This is a genomic window from Streptomyces sp. SCA2-17 (assembly GCF_044336695.1).
The window spans coordinates 403386-419651 of record NZ_CP117521.1 but is presented as its reverse complement, the minus strand read 5'-3'; the positions used below and the strand labels follow the sequence as shown (position 1 = coordinate 419651).

The 16266-nt window shown below is 72.7% G+C and carries 17 protein-coding genes and 1 riboswitch; of the genes, 5 read left to right on the top strand and 12 right to left on the bottom strand.

Features of this window, described 5'->3' with window-relative positions:
* Nucleotides 1-134: 134 nt before the first annotated feature.
* Both PS271_RS01885 and PS271_RS01880 read right to left on the bottom strand, forming a co-directional pair.
* The gene (locus PS271_RS01885) at nucleotides 135-422 is read right to left on the bottom strand and encodes a hypothetical protein (protein ID WP_398379503.1); all 288 of its coding nucleotides are present in this window, start codon (nucleotides 420-422) and stop codon (nucleotides 135-137) included.
* A complete protein-coding gene (locus PS271_RS01880) occupies nucleotides 413-925 on the bottom strand; it encodes a glycosyltransferase family 2 protein (RefSeq protein WP_398379501.1) in 513 nt (170 codons plus the stop codon). The genes PS271_RS01885 and PS271_RS01880 overlap by 10 nt, the downstream gene beginning before the upstream one ends.
* Before the next feature lie 839 nt (nucleotides 926-1764).
* Here PS271_RS01880 and PS271_RS01875 point away from each other — a divergent pair.
* From PS271_RS01875 to PS271_RS01865, 3 genes are all read left to right on the top strand, one after another.
* Complete coding sequence (locus tag PS271_RS01875) at nucleotides 1765-2313, top strand: RNA polymerase sigma factor (RefSeq protein ID WP_398379499.1); 549 nt, start codon at nucleotides 1765-1767, stop codon at nucleotides 2311-2313.
* Nucleotides 2310-3020: a hypothetical protein gene (locus PS271_RS01870; protein ID WP_398379497.1), complete on the top strand. Its 711-nt coding sequence runs from the start codon at nucleotides 2310-2312 to the stop codon at nucleotides 3018-3020. The genes PS271_RS01875 and PS271_RS01870 overlap by 4 nt, the downstream gene beginning before the upstream one ends.
* A gap of 373 nt (nucleotides 3021-3393) precedes the next feature.
* Nucleotides 3394-3687, top strand: coding sequence for a hypothetical protein (locus PS271_RS01865; protein ID WP_398379495.1), 294 nt, complete (start codon nucleotides 3394-3396; stop codon nucleotides 3685-3687).
* An 89-nt stretch (nucleotides 3688-3776) separates the two neighbouring features.
* Here PS271_RS01865 and PS271_RS01860 read toward each other — a convergent pair whose 3' ends face one another.
* The 7 genes from PS271_RS01860 to bioB form a co-directional block, all read right to left on the bottom strand.
* On the bottom strand, nucleotides 3777-4793 hold the full coding sequence (locus PS271_RS01860) for a hemolysin family protein (protein WP_398379493.1): 1017 nt from the start codon (nucleotides 4791-4793) through the stop codon (nucleotides 3777-3779).
* Nucleotides 4790-6169: a hemolysin family protein gene (locus PS271_RS01855; RefSeq protein WP_398379491.1), complete on the bottom strand. Its 1380-nt coding sequence runs from the start codon at nucleotides 6167-6169 to the stop codon at nucleotides 4790-4792. Before PS271_RS01855 ends, PS271_RS01860 begins: the two co-directional genes overlap by 4 nt.
* 175 nt (nucleotides 6170-6344) lie before the next feature.
* Nucleotides 6345-7226 (bottom strand): LLM class F420-dependent oxidoreductase, encoded by an 882-nt coding sequence (locus tag PS271_RS01850; protein WP_398379489.1) that lies wholly within the window; start codon nucleotides 7224-7226, stop codon nucleotides 6345-6347.
* Nucleotides 7227-7299: 73 nt separating this feature from the next.
* The gene (locus tag PS271_RS01845) at nucleotides 7300-8007 is read right to left on the bottom strand and encodes a class I SAM-dependent methyltransferase (protein WP_398379487.1); all 708 of its coding nucleotides are present in this window, start codon (nucleotides 8005-8007) and stop codon (nucleotides 7300-7302) included.
* A gap of 143 nt (nucleotides 8008-8150) precedes the next feature.
* Entirely contained in the window at nucleotides 8151-8867 is a 717-nt protein-coding gene (gene bioD / locus PS271_RS01840) for a dethiobiotin synthase (RefSeq protein WP_398379485.1), read from the bottom strand.
* A 238-nt stretch (nucleotides 8868-9105) separates the two neighbouring features.
* The gene (locus PS271_RS01835; protein WP_398379483.1) at nucleotides 9106-10413 is read right to left on the bottom strand and encodes an adenosylmethionine--8-amino-7-oxononanoate transaminase; all 1308 of its coding nucleotides are present in this window, start codon (nucleotides 10411-10413) and stop codon (nucleotides 9106-9108) included.
* Nucleotides 10406-11635, bottom strand: coding sequence for a biotin synthase BioB (gene bioB, locus PS271_RS01830; RefSeq protein ID WP_398379481.1), 1230 nt, complete (start codon nucleotides 11633-11635; stop codon nucleotides 10406-10408). The genes PS271_RS01835 and bioB overlap by 8 nt, the downstream gene beginning before the upstream one ends.
* Nucleotides 11636-11870: 235 nt before the next feature.
* Between bioB and PS271_RS01825 the strand changes: the two genes are divergently transcribed.
* Nucleotides 11871-13034 carry an 8-amino-7-oxononanoate synthase gene (locus PS271_RS01825; protein WP_398379479.1) on the top strand — a complete coding sequence of 388 codons (1164 nt, stop codon included), beginning with the start codon at nucleotides 11871-11873 and terminating at the stop codon, nucleotides 13032-13034.
* A 37-nt stretch (nucleotides 13035-13071) separates the two neighbouring features.
* Here PS271_RS01825 and PS271_RS01820 read toward each other — a convergent pair whose 3' ends face one another.
* Both PS271_RS01820 and PS271_RS01815 read right to left on the bottom strand, forming a co-directional pair.
* Entirely contained in the window at nucleotides 13072-13311 is a 240-nt protein-coding gene (locus tag PS271_RS01820) for a DUF397 domain-containing protein (RefSeq protein ID WP_398379477.1), read from the bottom strand.
* A gap of 9 nt (nucleotides 13312-13320) precedes the next feature.
* The gene (locus PS271_RS01815; RefSeq protein WP_302859475.1) at nucleotides 13321-14199 is read right to left on the bottom strand and encodes a helix-turn-helix domain-containing protein; all 879 of its coding nucleotides are present in this window, start codon (nucleotides 14197-14199) and stop codon (nucleotides 13321-13323) included.
* Nucleotides 14200-14401: 202 nt separating this feature from the next.
* Between PS271_RS01815 and PS271_RS01810 the strand changes: the two genes are divergently transcribed.
* Nucleotides 14402-14839, top strand: coding sequence for an ATP-binding protein (locus PS271_RS01810; RefSeq protein WP_398379474.1), 438 nt, complete (start codon nucleotides 14402-14404; stop codon nucleotides 14837-14839).
* Between the two features lie 117 nt (nucleotides 14840-14956).
* Here PS271_RS01810 and PS271_RS01805 read toward each other — a convergent pair whose 3' ends face one another.
* On the bottom strand, nucleotides 14957-15427 hold the full coding sequence (locus tag PS271_RS01805; RefSeq protein ID WP_120757220.1) for a C40 family peptidase: 471 nt from the start codon (nucleotides 15425-15427) through the stop codon (nucleotides 14957-14959).
* 4 nt (nucleotides 15428-15431) lie between these two features.
* Nucleotides 15432-15607: riboswitch (cyclic di-AMP (ydaO/yuaA leader) on the bottom strand.
* Nucleotides 15608-16266 lie beyond the last annotated feature (659 nt).

Sequence of the window (16266 nt, the reverse complement as noted above, 5' to 3'; positions counted from 1 at the left end):
ACTGCACATGCACAGGAGCCTAGTTCGAGTGACAGCGCTCCTCCAGCGCTCAAATGCGCCATCAAAAGTAGCCGCTGCAAATGCCGGATTCCTGTGGCAGCCCCTAGGCTGAATACCTGCGCCTACTGTTGTCATCAGGCGGCTTTTGAGCTCACCGTGGATCCCGACGGGATCTTGGCCTGCAGGTCACGCTCCTCACACCCTTTCAGCCACGCATGTGCTCGAGCGTCGAATTCGGCCTGGTCACGATACGAATCCTCGGCAGTCCACTGCCCGGAGTGCACTCTCCGGTGATACACAACGTCGGACAGCAGCTCCCCGGCCGAGCGGGCACAGACGCCGATCAGGAACGTGTAGTCCTCCCCCTTGTGCAGACCGCCATGCCCGACTGCCCGCGCGAGGGGTGCCTCGGTCAGCAGCATGCAGTGCCCCAGTGGCGGCTTGCTGGCGAGCGGGTCCGGCCAGTACGCCAGTACCTCGCCGGGCGCGAGCGGCCCGACAGGGGTCGGGCACATCCACGTCGAAGGCTTCCGGACCCGGAGTCCCAGTCGGCCGACCGGCCAGCGACCCAGCGTAGCCCGGTGGCGATGGCGTGCTCGTTCCGGACGGCCAAGCTGCACGGGGGGAGCCGGTCGTCGTCCGCAAAGGCGCAGCGAGGTGCGTCGACGTAGTTCAAGGCGGCGTTGCGGGCGGGCGCCGGTCCAGGCCCGGGTCTGGCGATCACCTTGACCCGGGGGTCCTTCGTGATCGTGCGCGGGATGAGGTCAGGCTCGGCCCGCGGGCCGTTGGGCGCGACGACCCACTCCCAGGTGACGCCTTCCTGGGCGCGGAGGCCCTCGTAGAGCTCCTCGAGGAAGGGCAGGCGCGCGGGGTGCAAGCCCGTCGGGGTGATGACGGCGACGGCGGGCTGGACGGGGCGGGACATAGTTCTTCTCCGTGCTGATGGGGCGGCAGGGTGCGTACAGCGAGCCGAAGTTAGGCCGGAAGCCGGACAGGCTGCCGATGAGAGGCGTAGGGCGATCAAGTCCGATTCGCGGCAGGAAGCCTGTGTCGGTCGAGGTCACCTGATCGGTTATGGCATGCGTCACAGGGGCTGGCCGGTGCCGAAGTAGAATGAGACTCATGGCCCGGCTGAGGTATACGACAACTCCCTCTCGTCCAGTGGGGAGTTAAGCGACACGACCTGCAGGGGACACGGGGAGTGCCGGGATAAGCGACGGCAGAGGCTCAAGCCGGACAAGCACCGCGACCCCGAGCCCCAGCTCGACGCCAACCTCCTTGACCGTCACCGTCCCACCCGCCACCTGCACGATCGTCAGCATCCGCTGACGGTCACCGGGCAGAGGGAACGCCTCCGCCACCGCGCTGCGGCGGGGCACCTCGCTCTCTCCCGCCTCGCCCGGCACCTCGGGCGTCTTCACGGCACCCCGCTTGCACATTTGGCGGCCGGTGGACGCTTTACGTGGCAGAGGAGTCACCGAGGGTCCTCCGGGGCGTAGGGGAGAGCCGCCCCTGCTGCGGGTGAAGGGATTTGCTGATCGTGATGCCAGGTCACCTCACAGACGGCCTGATGGTCGCGCTGCTCACGCGGGTTTTCGGCCGTGATGCCCTGAGGGTGCTGGGGCGCGCCGCGGCCCGAGCGGTCTTATTATGCGATCCGGAGCTGGACACTCCGCACCATCGAGCGGGATCGCGCGGCGGGAGCCGGCGGCGGGGAGGGCGGGGGTGACGCCGCGGTCGCGGCGGCATCCGGATCCGATCGCTGTGTTACAGCCGCAGCTCCCGGCGGACTTCAGGGCCTTCCACGAGCTCTACCGGGGCCGCTACGTCCACTGGGCCCAGCTGTACCTCTCCAGCTGGGCGGATGCCGAGGAAGCAGTCGACACCGCCTTTGAACAGCTGTACTGCACCTGGTCGCACGTCCTGGAGAAGCCCAGCCCGCAGGCCTACGCGTGGCGCGTGGTGCGCCACCGGACCATCGACCTGGCCCGGGCCCGCGGCCGCCGGCCCGTCGTGGTCGACACCGCCGCCTTCGAGACCACCGGACTGGAGCACGCCTGCGACCCGATCGGCGAGCTGGAGATCAGCCTGGAGATCTACCAAGCCGTCAAAGCCCTCCCCGAGCGGCAGCAGGACGTGTTCGTCCTGCACCACGTCCTCGGCTACACGACTCGCGAGACCGCCGACGTCCTGGGCATCACCGAAGCCGGCGTCCGCTCCACCGCCCGCTACGCCCGCCACCGCCTCAGAAAAGCGTTCACTCCGGAGTGCGCCCCCGACACTGACGACCCGACCGAGGGAGGCCGAGGATGACCGAGCCCGTCGAGCGCCTGCTGGAGCACGCCCGCATCCAGCGCCCCCCCTACACCGGCACCCGCCAGGCCGAGGAGCGGCTGACAGCACGGATCGCCGCCCGCATGTGGCAAGGCGCCCTGCGCGTCGATGACGCGCTACTGCCCGCCCGCACCGCGGCCGCACGCTCAGCCGTGCGCCGCGCCCTGCCCCGGCGGGCCTTCCGGGAGAACCTGAGGGCCTTGTGCGAGAGCATCGCGGTGCAGGACCTGCACCGGCTGCGGGACTTCCTCGTCAGCCGCATCCCCGAACCGGACGGTGCCCTGGTCCTGGGCTGCGTCCTCCACCTCGCCCGCAGAGAGGACGGCGCCAGATTCTGGTGGCAGTTCGCCGCAGGCGCCGGCGACCTCTCCGCCGCCCTGTGCCTCTACCTCCACCACATGGCCCTCGGAGAAACCGACGAGGCGGACCTGTGGCACCGGCAGACCGACCTCGCCAACCGCCCCCGCGGCGAGGACACACGCCACGACCTGCGCGCCGTCCTGCGCTACATGATGGTCCAGCGCGGCTACGCCGGCCACGGCACCTCGCCGGCCGTCACCGCCGTCATCGCCTACGTCCCCGACGCCCTCGACGACGCCGACGACGCCGACGTCGAGCTCCCCCTGCCCGGCCCCGACTTCGCCGAACGGATCGAGGAGCTGACGGCCGGGACATCACCGAGGTGAACGGCAACGCAATGCGGCTCTTCTCCGGCGGCGACGACACCGGCCGCACCCCGCACCCCGTCCGGTGATCAGCCGGTCGAAGGCTGCACCCGGGGAGCACCTGGTCGTCCGGTGTGCCCGGCGCCGGTGCGGGGCCTGGACCGGCGCCCATGTCCGGTCACCCCCGGGGGAGGAACGGCGTCAGGCGTCCCGGCTCCGCGTTCCAGGCAGCTTGCGACTGCCCTGGTCAAAGGGCGTTTCCGCGTTCCTGCGTCCCGAAGTGCCTGGATTTGCTGGCGGTACGGACGGGGCGCCCGGCACGCTCGGGTCGTTCAAGTGCCGCGCCCACCGGACCGCGGGGGCGGGGCCGACGCCCCGATCAAAGGAGATTCGCATGCGGCGTCTTGCCACCACACTGGGAGTGCTCGGCGCGAGCGTCGCGCTCACGCTCGGACTGACTCAATCAGCCTCTGCCGCGACCGGGACCCTGATCATCAACGGTCGCATCCTTCAGAACCCCACCGGCTGCAACCGGAGCGAAGCTCCCGGCGATGCCGGCCTGGTCGCCAACTACACCGACAGCATCGCCTACGTGTACTCGGACCCGTTCTGCAAGGACTTCATCACCATCCTGATGCCCTTGCAGAACGCGCAAGTGGCGCACGCATGGTCTGTCCGCTACAACTGAGCGGCGCCCGGACAGCCCGGACGCCGCTGCCGGCCGGCTTCAGGCCGGTGAGGTGACCGCCGCCCGGCCGGGGGCGGAGGCGGTGCGGGTCACTGGGCCGGGCGGCCCACCAGTTTGCGGAGGAGGTCCTCCAGGGTGACCAGGCCGGCGAGCTTGCCGTCCTCGCCGATCACTCCGGCGAGGTGGGTGCCCGTGCCGCGCATCGTCGTGATGACGTCGTCCAGCGGCGTCGTCGCCGGGACCGTCGCGATGCGGCGCATCCGCTGGAGCGGGAAGGGGAAGTCCCGTGGCCGGGCGTCCAGGGCGTCCTTCACGTGCAGGTAGCCCAGGATGCGGCCCGCCGCGTCCACCACCGGGAACCGCGAGAACCCGGACTCGGCCGACAGCCGCTCCAGCCCCTCGGGAGTGACGCCCAGCGGCGCCGAGACGACCCGCTCGACGGGCGTGACCACGTCCTGCACCGGGCGCTTGCCCAGCACCAGGGCGTCGCGCAGCCGCTCCGTGGCCCGCGAGTCCAGCAGGCCGGCCGCGCTGGAGTCGGCGACGATCCGGGCGAGCTGGTCGTCCGAGTACGTCGCCGTCACCTCGTCCTTCGGCTCCACCCGCAGCAGCTTCAGCAGGGCGTTCGCGAAGGCGTTGATGGCGAAGACGAACGGGCGCAGCGCCCGCGCCAGGGTGACCAGCGGCGGGCCGAGCCGCAGGGCGGTGCGGACCGGCTCGGCCAGGGCGATGTTCTTCGGCACCATCTCGCCGAACAGCATGTGCAGGTACGTCGCCACGGCCAGCGCGATGACGAACGAGATGGGGTGGACCAGGCCGTGCGGCACGCCGAGCACGTCGAAGACGGGCTCCAGCAGGTGGGCGATCGCGGGCTCGGCGACGACACCCAGGACCAGGGTGCACAGCGTGATGCCGAGCTGGGCCGCGGCCATCAGCGCCGAGATGTGGCGCAGGCCCCACAGGACGCTGCGGGCGCGCCGGTCGCCCCGGTCGGCGTACGGCTCGATCTGGCTGCGGCGCACCGAGATGAGGGCGAATTCCGCGCCCACGAAGAAGGCGTTGACGACGAGCGTCGCCAGGCCGATCAGAAGCTGGACGAAGGTCATCGGCCGCCCTCCCCGGTGGCCTCGGAGCCGGAGCCGGAGCCCGAGGCGGAATCAATGCCGGTCCCTGTGTCCGTGGGCGGTCCCGTCAGGCGGACCCGGGCCGCGCGGTGACCGGTCGCGTCGACGACGTCGACGCGCCAGCCCGCGACCTCCACGGTGTCGCCCCGGCCGGGGATCCGGCCGAGCTCGGTCGCCACGAGGCCGGCCAGGGTCTCGTACGGGCCGTCCGGCGCGTGCAGCCCGATGATCTCCAGCTGGTCGGTGCGGGCCGCGCCGTCCGCGTCGTACAGCGGGCGCCCCGCGGCGTCCGTGCCGGCGGGCGCGAGGTCGGGCACCTCGTGGGGGTCGTGCTCGTCGCGGACCTCGCCGACGACCTCCTCCACGATGTCCTCCAGGGTGACGACGCCGGCGGTGCCGCCGTACTCGTCGATGACGACGGCCATGGTGCGCTTGCCCGACAGCCGGTCCAGGAGCCGGTCCACGGTCAGCGACTCGGGCACGAGCAAGGGCTCGCGCAGGATCGAGGCGACGGGGTGGCGGGGTCGGCGGTCGGCGGGTATGGCCAGGACGTCCTTGATGTGGGCGACGCCGACGACGGTGTCGAGGTTGTTGCGGTAGACGGGGAAGCGGGACAGGCCGGTCGCGCGGGTGGCGTTCGCGACGTCCTCCGCGGTGGCCTGGGCGTCCAGGGCGATGACCTGGACGCGGGGCGTCATCACGTTCTCCGCTGTCAGGTCGGCGAGGCTCAGGGTCCGCACGAACAGCTCGGCGGCGTCCGCCTCCAGGGTGCCCTCCTTGGCGGAGTGGCGGGCGAGCGCGGCCAGCTCCTGCGGGCCGCGCGCGGAGGCCAGCTCCTCGGCGGGCTCCAGGCCCATCCGGTGCAGGGTGCGGTTCGCGGTGTTGTTCAGGTGCCGGATCAGCGGGCGGAAGGCGGCGGAGAACGCGCGCTGCGGGCCCGCGACCCGCTTGGCGACCGGCAGCGGCCGGGAGATCGCCCAGTTCTTCGGGACGAGCTCGCCGACGACCATCAGCACGACGGTGGACAGCACGGTGGCCAGCACCAGGGCCGTCGTGGAGGCCGCGCCGGCGCCGAGGCCGATCGCCTCCATCGGGCCCGTGAGCAGCGCCGCGATGGACGGCTTGGAGATCATGCCGATGATCAGACCGGTGACGGTGATGCCGAGCTGGGCGCCGGAGAGCTGGAAGGTGAGGCTGCGCACGGCCTGGATCGCGCCCGCCGCGCCGCGCTCGCCGTTCTCGGCGGCGCGCTCGAGGTCGGCGCGCTCGACGGTGGTGAGCGAGAACTCCGCCGCGACGAAGACGGCGCAGGCCAGGGTCAGCAGCAGGGCGACCACCAGCAGGACTACCTCGGTCATCGGTTCACCTCCGTCCCATGATCGGACGAAGGGACGGGGACCGCGCGATGTCGACTGCGGGGACTACTGGGAGGCTCGCCCATGGGCGGACGCTCACACCTTTCATGTTGTACGGGAAGCTGTCCCCCCATGGTAAAGGACGGGCAAAAGGGCCCGGTGTCCTTTTTGCCGACGTCTAGCGGAGCTCCTCGATCACCGGAGCGAACGCCTCCATCGAGGGCTCCAGGACCGTGAAGTACGTGAAGCCGAACCGCTCGCGGTGGGCCCGCACCTGGTCCGCGATGTCCTTGACCGAGCCGGCCAGCAGCACCGGGTGCGCCAGCAGCTCGTCCTCGGTCAGGCCGGGGGCCTGCGCGAGCAGCTCGCGGGCGGCGGCGCGGCGGTCGCCCACGACGACCCGCTGCACGAGGATGTTGAGCTCGGCGGGCTCGGGCCGGTCCGCGGCGAAGCCCTGGTAGCGGGCCACCCGCTCGCCCAGGACCGCGGGGGAGACGGGCCGGATGGCGCCGCTGTCGTCCGTCGTCGCCCCCGAGAACGCGGCGATGTCCGCGTACCGCGCGGCGAGCCGCAGCATCCGGTCGCCGTTGCCGCCGAGGAGCAGCGGCGGGCGGGGGTCCTGCGCCGGCCGCGGCGCGTGCTCCGGATCGCCGAGAAACCGCTCCAGCTCGCGGACCGTGTGCTCCAGGTGGTCCACGCGCTCGCGCGGCGAGCCGAAGGGCAGGCCCGCGAGGTCGTGCTCGGCCTTCACGTAGCCCGCGCCCAGGCCCAGCTCCAGGCGGCCGCCGGTGAGTTGGTCCGTCGTGGCCGCCTCGCGGGCCAGCATCGCGGGGTTCCACAGGCCCGCGTTGAGCACCATGGTGCCCAGGCGCGGGCGCTCGGTGGCCTCGGCGGCGGCGACGAGGGACGGGAACGGCGCGGGCATCCCGAGGTGGTCGGGCACGAGGATCACGTCGTACCCGAGGGCCTCGGCGCGGCGGCACTTCTCGCGCCATGCGGTGGCGGAGCCGGGGGAGAGCATGTTGACGGCGAAACGGAAGGGGAAGGGGAAGGGGTTCATGATCCAAAGATAGCGGAGGCTTCCTCCGCTTCGTGCTCGCTTTCGCTGTCGCGCCGGGGCGGTGTGAGAGGGCTCACGCGTGACCGTCCGCCGGGCCGGCCGGGTCGGTCACGGACGGCCGTCTGGCCACGCCCAGCACGCAGGGGGAGGCCGGGGTCGGCACGCGCGTCTGCGGGACCCGCAGCCGGCTGTACGTGCCGAGCTCGAACCCCGCCGCCTCGATCGACGCCAGCGGATCCCGCGCCGTGTGACACCCGCCGAACAGCACCGGCCAGACCGTCCGGTCCAGCGCGTGCTGCGTGACCGCCAGCGCCAGGCCCTCGGCCCGCCCGTGCTCGAAGAACCGCAGCTCACCGCCCGGCCTGAGCACCCGCCGCAGCTCCGCCAGCGCGCGCCGCACATCCCGTACGGAACACAGCACCAGCGACGTCACCGCCGCGTCGAACGCCTCGCTCTTCACCGGCAGCGCCTCGGCCGCGCCCGGCACCACGTCCACCGGGACGCCCGCCCGCACCGCCGCCTCCACCGCGATCCTGCGCAGGCCGCGCTCCGGCTCGATCGCCACCACCTCGGAGACCGTCGGCGGGTAGTACGGGAAGTTCAGGCCGTTCCCCGCGCCGATCTCGATCACCCGGCCCGACAAGCCGGCCAGCAACTCGCGGCGGTGCGCGCCCACACCGGCCCGCTCGTCGATGACCGGGCTCACCTTGGCGTAGAAGCGGGCGAAGACCGGATGGTGCACGGCGTCGTGCGGCAACCTGGTGCTCCGAAGCGGCGGCATGGCACACACCCCTTTCCGGGGACGACGGCTACCGCGATTGTTCCCCCGCCGGCCCGGCCCGCACCGTCGGCGCGCCGCAAGCTCCGCCGCGGCCGCGGCAGTTGGGGCGGGCGGTGTGTGTGGGACGGCCGGGACGGGTGGGGTCAGCGGTGGGATGCGGTGAAGCCTGCGGCGTCCCAGGTGCCGGACAGCTTCGGCGCCAGCCAGGCGGGTGCCGCCGTGCGGAAGCCCTCCGGCGGGAGGGCTCCCGCCCCCTCCGGGACCGCGCCCAGCAGCGGGGCGCCGGCCGCCTCCGGCAGGTCGGCCAGGTTGCAGCGCATCGCCAGGTCCGGGGCGGCCGGCCAGCTGCCGATCACCACGCCCTCGCAGCGCAGGCCCCGGGCGCGCAGCGCCTCCGCGGTGAGGGCCGTCGTGTTGAGAGTGCCGAGGCCGGCCTGCGCGACGACCAGGACGGGGGCCGCCAGCAGGTGAGCTACGTCCGCGAGGGTCGCGCCCTCCTCGTCCAGGCGGACGAGGAGCCCGCCGGCGCCCTCGACGAGGACCAGGTCGTGGCTCTCCGCGAGCCGCGCGGCCGCCTTCACGATCTCCGGCGGGCGGACGGGGGCGAGGCCGGCCCGGGCCGCGGCCGTGCCCGGCGCGAGCGGCTCGGGGAACCGCGCGAGCTCCTCCCCGGTCACCCCGTCCCCCGCGAGGCGGTGCACCTCGGCGACGTCCCCGGGCTCGCCCGGCGCGACCCCCGTCTGCGCGGGCTTGAGCACGGCGACGGAGCGGCCCGCGGCTCGCGCCGCCGCCGCGAGGGCCGCGGTGACGATGGTCTTACCGACCTCGGTGCCGGTCCCGGTAACGATGAGTACGGTCATGAATGTCCTCAGCCTTCTGTCTCATGGTCCTGGTTACCGGCCGAGGGCTGTCCGGCACCGCCGGGCTGCGCCGTCTCGGCCGAGCGACGCTGCGGCGGAGAAAGGACGCGCAGCAGCGCCGCGTTCCTCCGCCGCAGCCGTGATCAGCCACCGTGACGGTGTCCGGCGGTGCCGGACGGGCCTGCCCGGTGACCCGGGCAGCGGGGGCCCGGTGCCCCCGCCGCGGCCGCGGCCCGCGCTACGCCACGCTCGCCGCCGCGCAGACCGCCCCGCACACCCGAGCCACATCCTCGTCGGACGTCACGTACGGGGGCATCACGTACAGCAAGTCGCGGAACGGCCGCAGCCAGACGCCCTCGCGGACCACTGCCCGCGTCGCCGCCGCGACGTCCACCTCGTGGTCGAGCTGGACGACGCCGATCGCGCCCAGGACGCGGACGTCCCGTACGCCCGGCAGTTCCGCCGCCTCCGAGAGGCCGTCCCGCAGGCCTGCCTCGATCCGCTTGACCTCCGTCTGCCAGTCCTGGCCCAGGAGGAGGTCGATCGAGGCGTTGGCGACGGCCGCGGCGAGTGGGTTGCCCATGAACGTCGGCCCGTGCGCCAGCACCGGCACCTCGCCCCGCGAGATGCCGTCGGCGACCCGCGACGTGCACAGCGTCGCCGCCATCGTCAGATAGCCGCCGGTCAGCGCCTTGCCGAGGCACATCACATCGGGCGTGACCCCGGCGTGCTCGGCCGCGAACAGCCGGCCCGTACGGCCGAACCCCGTGGCGATCTCGTCGAAGACGAGGAGCACGTCGTGCTCGTCGCACGCGTCCCGCAGGACCCGCAGCAGCACGGGATCGTGGAAGCGCATCCCGCCCGCCCCCTGCACCACCGGCTCGACGATGACCGCCGCGAGCTCGTGGGCATGGGCCGCGAGCGTCTCGCGCAGGTGCGCCGCGTACGCCGCGACGGCCTCCGGGCCCTCGGACAGCGCCGGCGGCGTGTCCGCGAAGACGTGCTTCGGGAGCGCCCCGGACCACAGCTCGTGCATCCCGCCGTCGGGGTCGCACACGGCCATCGGCTGCCACGTGTCCCCGTGGTAGCCGCCGCGCCACGTCATCAGCCGCCGCTTCTCCGGCCGTCCGGCCGAGCGCCAGTACTGCAGGCACATCTTGATGGCCACTTCGACCGACACCGAGCCGGAGTCGGCGAGGAAGACGTGTTCCAGCCCCTCGGGGGTGATCTCCACGAGCCGTGCGGCAAGCCGCACGGCGGGCTCGTGGGTGAGCCCGCCGAACATCACATGGCTCATCCGCCCCAGCTGCGCCTGCACGGCCTCGTTGAGGACGGGGTGGTTGTAGCCGTGGACGGCGGACCACCACGAGGACATGCCGTCGATCAGCTCGCCCACGCCCCAGGCCGGCTCGGCGAGCCGCAGCCGCACGCCCGACGCGGACGCGACGAGCAGCGGCTCCTGGCGGCCCGGCATCGGACCGTAGGGGTGCCACACGTGCTGCCGGTCGAGGGCGAGGAGCTCACCGGGGGTAAGCGGCTCAGGCATTGGGCGGCAGGTCCGTGCCCGCGCCCCGGCGCCGCACGGCGACCAGGTCGGTCCGCGCGTCCTGGCCGGCGCCGACGGCCTCGGTCACAGGGGCCCCGGTCACAGGGGCCTCGGCCTCAGGAGCCGCAACCGCTGCCGCGACCGCGGCAGGGGCAGCGGCCGAGTCGTCCCCGCAAGGCCCGCACGACCCCCCGCCGCAGCCCGCTCCGGCGACGTCCGCCCGGTGCGCCGGCAGCGTCGTCGTGCCCGCGCCCTCGACCTCGAACCCGGCGTCCGCGATCATGTCCAGGTCGGCCTTGCCCTCCTGGCCCTCGCTGGTCAGGTAGTCGCCGAGGAAGATCGAGTTGACCAGGTGCAGGGCGAGCGGCTGCATCGTCCGCAGGTGCACCTCGCGCCCGCCCGCCAGCCGGACCTCCACGTCCGGGCACACGAACCGCACCATGGCGAGGATGCGCAGCGCCCGCTGCGGGGTGAGGTTCCACTCCTTGGCGAGCGGCGTGCCCTCGAACGGGATGAGGAAGTTGACCGGCACCGAGTCCGGGTCCAGCGCGCGCAGCGAGAAGACGACGTCGACGAGGTCCTCGTCGCTCTCGCCCATGCCCGCGATCAGCCCGGAGCAGGCGGACATGCCCGCCGCCTGGGCCTGCTGCACGGTGTCGACGCGGTCGGCGTAGGTGTGGGTGGTGGTGATGCCGCCGTAGGTGGCTTCGGAGGTGTTGAGGTTGTGGTTGTACGCGTCGGCGCCCGCGGCGCGCAGCCGCTCGGCCTGGCCCGCGGAGAGCAGCCCGAGGCACGCGCACACCTCGACGTCCTCGTTCTCCTCCTTGATCGCCTCGATGGTCTTCGAGACGCGGTCGATGTCCCGGTCCGTGGGCCCGCGGCCGCTCGCGACCAGGCAGACCCGCTTCGCGCCGCCCGCGACGCCGGCCGCGGCGGCCTTGGAGGCGTCCTCCGGCTTGAGCCAGGTGTACTTGAGGATCTCGGCCTTGGAGCCGAGCCGCTGCGAGCAGTACGAGCAGTCCTCGGGGCACAGCCCCGACTTCAGGTTGACGAGGTAGTTGAGCTTCACCCGGCGCCCGAACCACTTGCGGCGCACCTTGCCGGCCGCGGCCACCACGTCGAGCAGGTCGTCGTCGGAGGTCGCCAGCACGGCGAGCGCCTCTTCACGGCTCGGCAGCTCGCGCCGCAGCCCCTTGTCCACCAGCGTGTTCAGCAGGTCCATGGCGGTGATCCTCGCTCACGGGGCGCCCTTGGCCAAGGTAGGGATTACACAACACGGGCGGTTTGATGTGTGTGTATTGCCACACCCTGACCAGGAGTGACGGCCGCTACGTTCTAGAGAGGTTCTATCCGGGCTCCACAGATCGCTCTGCGGAACATCCCGCGGAACGCTCTGCGGAGCGCTCCGTGGAACCGGCCCCCCAGCCCCCTGAAACGCGAACGCGAAGGACGGCCGCATGCCCCAGGACGACGCCTTCGGGTGGATCGACGCGCACCACGAGCGGCGCCTGGCGGCCGGCCTCGTACGGACCCTGCGCCCGCGGTCCGCCGACGCGCCGCTGGTGGACCTGGCGGGCAACGACTACCTCGGCCTCACCCGCCACCCGGAGGTCACCGAGGCCGCCGCCGCGGCCGCCCGGGAGTGGGGCGCGGGCGCGACCGGCTCCCGCCTGGTCACCGGAAGCACCGCCCTGCACGCCCGGCTGGAGACGGAGCTCGCCGCGTTCTGCGGCTTCGAGGCCGCGCTCGTGTTCTCCTCCGGCTACACCGCCAACCTCGCCGCCGTCACCGCCCTCGCCGGGCCCGCCGGCGGCGTCGACGGCGCCCTGCTCGTCTCCGACGAGGGCAACCACGCCTCGCTCATCGACGGCTGCCGGCTCGCCCGCGCCGAGAAGGCGATCGTGCCGCACGCCGACCCCGACGCCGTCCGCAAGGCCCTCGCCGCGCACGCCGGCCGCGCCCTGGCCGTCACCGACTCCGTCTTCTCCGTCGACGGCGACGCCGCCCCGCTGACCGCGCTCGCCGCGGCGTGCCGCGAGCACGGCGCCGCGCTGCTCGTGGACGACGCGCACGGGCTCGGCGTCCTCGGCGAGGGCGGCCGCGGCGCGGTGCACGCGGCGGGCCTCGCGGGCGCCCCGGACGTCGTCGCCACGGTCACCCTGTCGAAGTCGCTCGGCAGCCAGGGCGGCGCGGTGCTCGGCCCCGCGCGCGTGATCCGGCACCTCGTGAGCAACGCCCGGACGTTCATCTTCGACACCGGCCTCGCCCCGTCGGCGGCCGCCGCTGCGCTGGCGGCCCTCACCGTGCTGCGCCGCGAGCCGCAGCGCGCGGCGCGGGTCCGGGAGATCGCCGCCGCCCTGCACGGCAGGTTCGTGGCGGCGGGCTTCGAGGCGGTACGGCCCGACGCGGCGGTGGTGTCCGTCCGCGCGCCCTCACCGGAGGCGGCGGTGCGCTGGGCGGCGGACTGCCGGGAGGCCGGGTTCGCGGTCGGCTGCTTCCGGCCGCCGTCCGTGCCGGACGGCATCTCGCGGCTGCGGCTGACCGCCCGGGCGGATCTGTCGGACGCGCAGGTGACGGCGGCGGCCGACGCGATCGTACGGACCGCGCCGGCCGCCTCCTGACGAGCCTGGAAAACCAGAGAAAAAGAGCCTTACCGGTTCAGAGCGGGCCGGGCCCGCCGTCGCGCAGTCCTTCGACGAAGCATGTCCACGCGGCGGAGCGGAAGAGGAGCGCGGGACCGCTCGCCCGCTTGGAGTCGCGCACGGCGAGGAGCCGGCCGGGGAGCGGTCCGGCCGTCTCGACGCAGTTGTTGTAACCGGTGCTGTAGCTGCTGCGCCGCCACGAGGCGCCGCGGAGAAGCGAAGGGGCGGCAAGTACGTACCGAGGCATTGCGGACATGGTGCCTCCTTACGCGCCGTCGTTGATCCCGGCGATGAATTCCAGTGAGTTCTCGTGCGAGAGCGCGTGTTCGCGCAGCGTCGTGAAGGCCGCGCCGTACGCCCGGAGGTCTTCTTTCCGCTCCAGGTAGAGGCTACTCGTCAAGTGGTCGAGAACCACCACGTCCAGATCAGCAATGCGCGGAAATGAGAAAATAACAAAAGGCCCGGTGATGCCGATATGGCCGCCGCTGGAGAACGGCAGGACGTGCAGCCGCACGTGTCCCAGCGACCCCGTCTCCACCAGGTGCCGCAGCTGTCCGGCCATGACCTCCGGCCCGCCCACCTCATGGCGCAACACCGCCTCGTCCAGCACGGCGCACACTTCCAGCGGCCGCTCGCCCCGCAGCACCGCCTGCCGCGCCATGCGCACCCGCACCAGCTCCTCGACCTGCTCCGGAGCGGGATCGCCCAGCGCCGCGCGGGTCACGGCCCGGGCGTAGGCGGGCGTCTGGAGCAGGCCGGGCACCACGGTGGTCTCCAGCGTGCTTAACCGTGACGCCTCCGACTCCAGGCTGATGAAGTCCAGATAGGCGGGTGGCAGCCGGTCGCGGTAGGCGTACCACCAGCCGCGCCGGGCCCCCGCCCCCTCGCCCGGCACGGGCGACCCCGCCCCGCACAACGCCCCCAGCAGTGCGCGCAGTTCGGGGTCGGTGACCCCGTAGGCGTCCAGGAGCCGTGCCACGTCCGCCGGTTTCACGCCACTGGCGCCCGTCTCGATCCGGCTGACCTTCGACTGGTGCCAGCCCACCGCGCGCGCGGCCTCCAGGCTCGTCAGCCCGGCCAGTTCGCGCTGGCGGCGCAGCTCCGCCCCCAGCTTGCGACGGCGCACCGCCGGTCCGTAGCGCATTCGGCCCTGCCCTCCCCTAGATCACTGCCACTGTCACTGTCATACGTCAGTGTCAATAGCCCAGTGTGCCGGGCGAATACGGTCGCTCGTCGTAGAGTTCACCGCTTTGAGCGACAGATATATGCATATCTTGGTGGATCGCACGCATCACAGGCGTTATCAGTGGCAGTCTGTCGAGACATCGGCTGAAAGGGCCACCACCATGGCAGACCACCAAGAAGCCACCGTCACCCTGCCGAGCGCTCCCGGCTCGGTCTCCACGGCGCGGCGCTACGTCGCGGAGGTGCTGGCCGACTGGGGACTGCCGGGCGGGACGGACACCGCCGAGACCGTGCGCCTGATCGTCTCGGAGCTCGCCACCAACGCCGTGCAGCACACCCGGGGCCAGTCGCCCACCTTCACCGTGGACGTCCGCCTCGACCGCGACCAGCAGCTGCGCATCGGGGTCACGGACAGCCACCCCCGCTTCCCCCGGCGGCTGCCCGCCGCGGCCCAGCAGGACAACGGCCGCGGCATGGTGATCATCCGCTGTCTCACCGCCGAGTACGGGGGGCGGCTGTTCTTCACCCCGACCTCCGACGGCGGCAAGACGGTGTGGATCTCCCTCCCCTGGACCGTGCCGGTCAGCGCCGAGCGCTGAACTCCCCTCCGGCCGGCCAGGCCCCCCGCACGGGGTGCGGGGGGCCTCGGGCCCTCTCGGGGCGGTGACGGGCCTGTCACCGGTGAGCGGTTACGGGCCTGGCGTCGGCGCGGGGGATCAGCCGACGCGGCCGTAGCGCACGCTGTTGGTCCAGATCCGCTCCAGGCGGACGACCGCGCCGGTCTTGGGCGCGTGCCAGATCCTCCCGTCCCCGGCGTATATCCCGACGTGGTAGATGCCGCGCCCGGAGACGAAGAAGACCAGGTCGCCGACCTCGCGTGCGGACCGCGGGATGTGCTGCGTGCTGTTGTACTGCTGGGCGGCGGTGCGGGGCAGCGATTTGCCGGCCCGCTTGAAGGAGTAGAGCGTCAGGCCCGAGCAGTCGAACCGGTAGGGTCCGGTCGCTCCCCACTGGTACGGGGAGCCCTGCTTCGAGGCCGCGATCCGCAGTGCCATGGTGGAGACGGAAGACGCCTCCGCCTCTGCCGCGCCGCCCGGTGCCAGGACCGTGGCCCCGACGGCGGCGAGAGTGAGGGCCGATGCGGCACCGGCCCTGGACAGCTTCGACGGACGTTTGTGCGCGCCCATGCGCTAACCCTTCGTCAGCCGCCTGTGAAGGATGACCTGTCGGGTTCGGGCAGGCGAAGGTTGCCCGGCCGCCGTCAACGGCTTCACCCCAAGGGCCGACCGCACTACTCTTGGTCGTCCCACCACTCTTGGGTCCTCCATCCCTGCCGTGCACCTAAGTCGACCCGGCATCCCGTCGGCGGCAGGGTTCGGCGTCCGCCGGGACCGCCCCGCCGGGGTGGCGGGGTCTTGTCGTCGCAGGGATCTTGGCGCAGCCGCCGTGCCGATTCCGAGCGGATCCAGGGGTATGTGAGGCTGATCACTCTTGGGCAATTCCGGTGGACACAGGGCGAATTGACGGGGTCGGCGAAAGCCGGCTGAGGCGCTGGCCTGCGGCGGTTCGTACCCGGCCGGGCGCAATCCGGCCGTCCGCCCCAAATCGATCACCGCGCCCCGTCTACGCCGTGATCCTCCATGGGGCGGAGCCGGGTTTATTCGCGCGCGGAGCCCGGCCCCTCCGGCGCGCGTGGCGCGGAGATCCCTTCGCCCCCGGCGCTCTGCGCCGCGGGCCCGCACCGCCCGCGTCGGCACGGCCCGTTCACACCTCCCGTTCCCCGGCTTCGCACACGCCTGCGAACCGGGCCGCGGGCGCGCCGCGGCGACGGCCGCATGTGCGGTACCCGTAGCCGGCCGTACGTGTCGTGCGGACGGACGGCCATGATCCGGCCCAGAAGATCCAGTAGATGCATGCGACAGCCGGACCGGATGGCTATGGCCATGGCAACGCAAAGAGTCAGTTAACGCGTTGGAAAAGGTTGCGCCCTAATCTGCAATCCCTGGCCACCGACCGAAGAACCCCT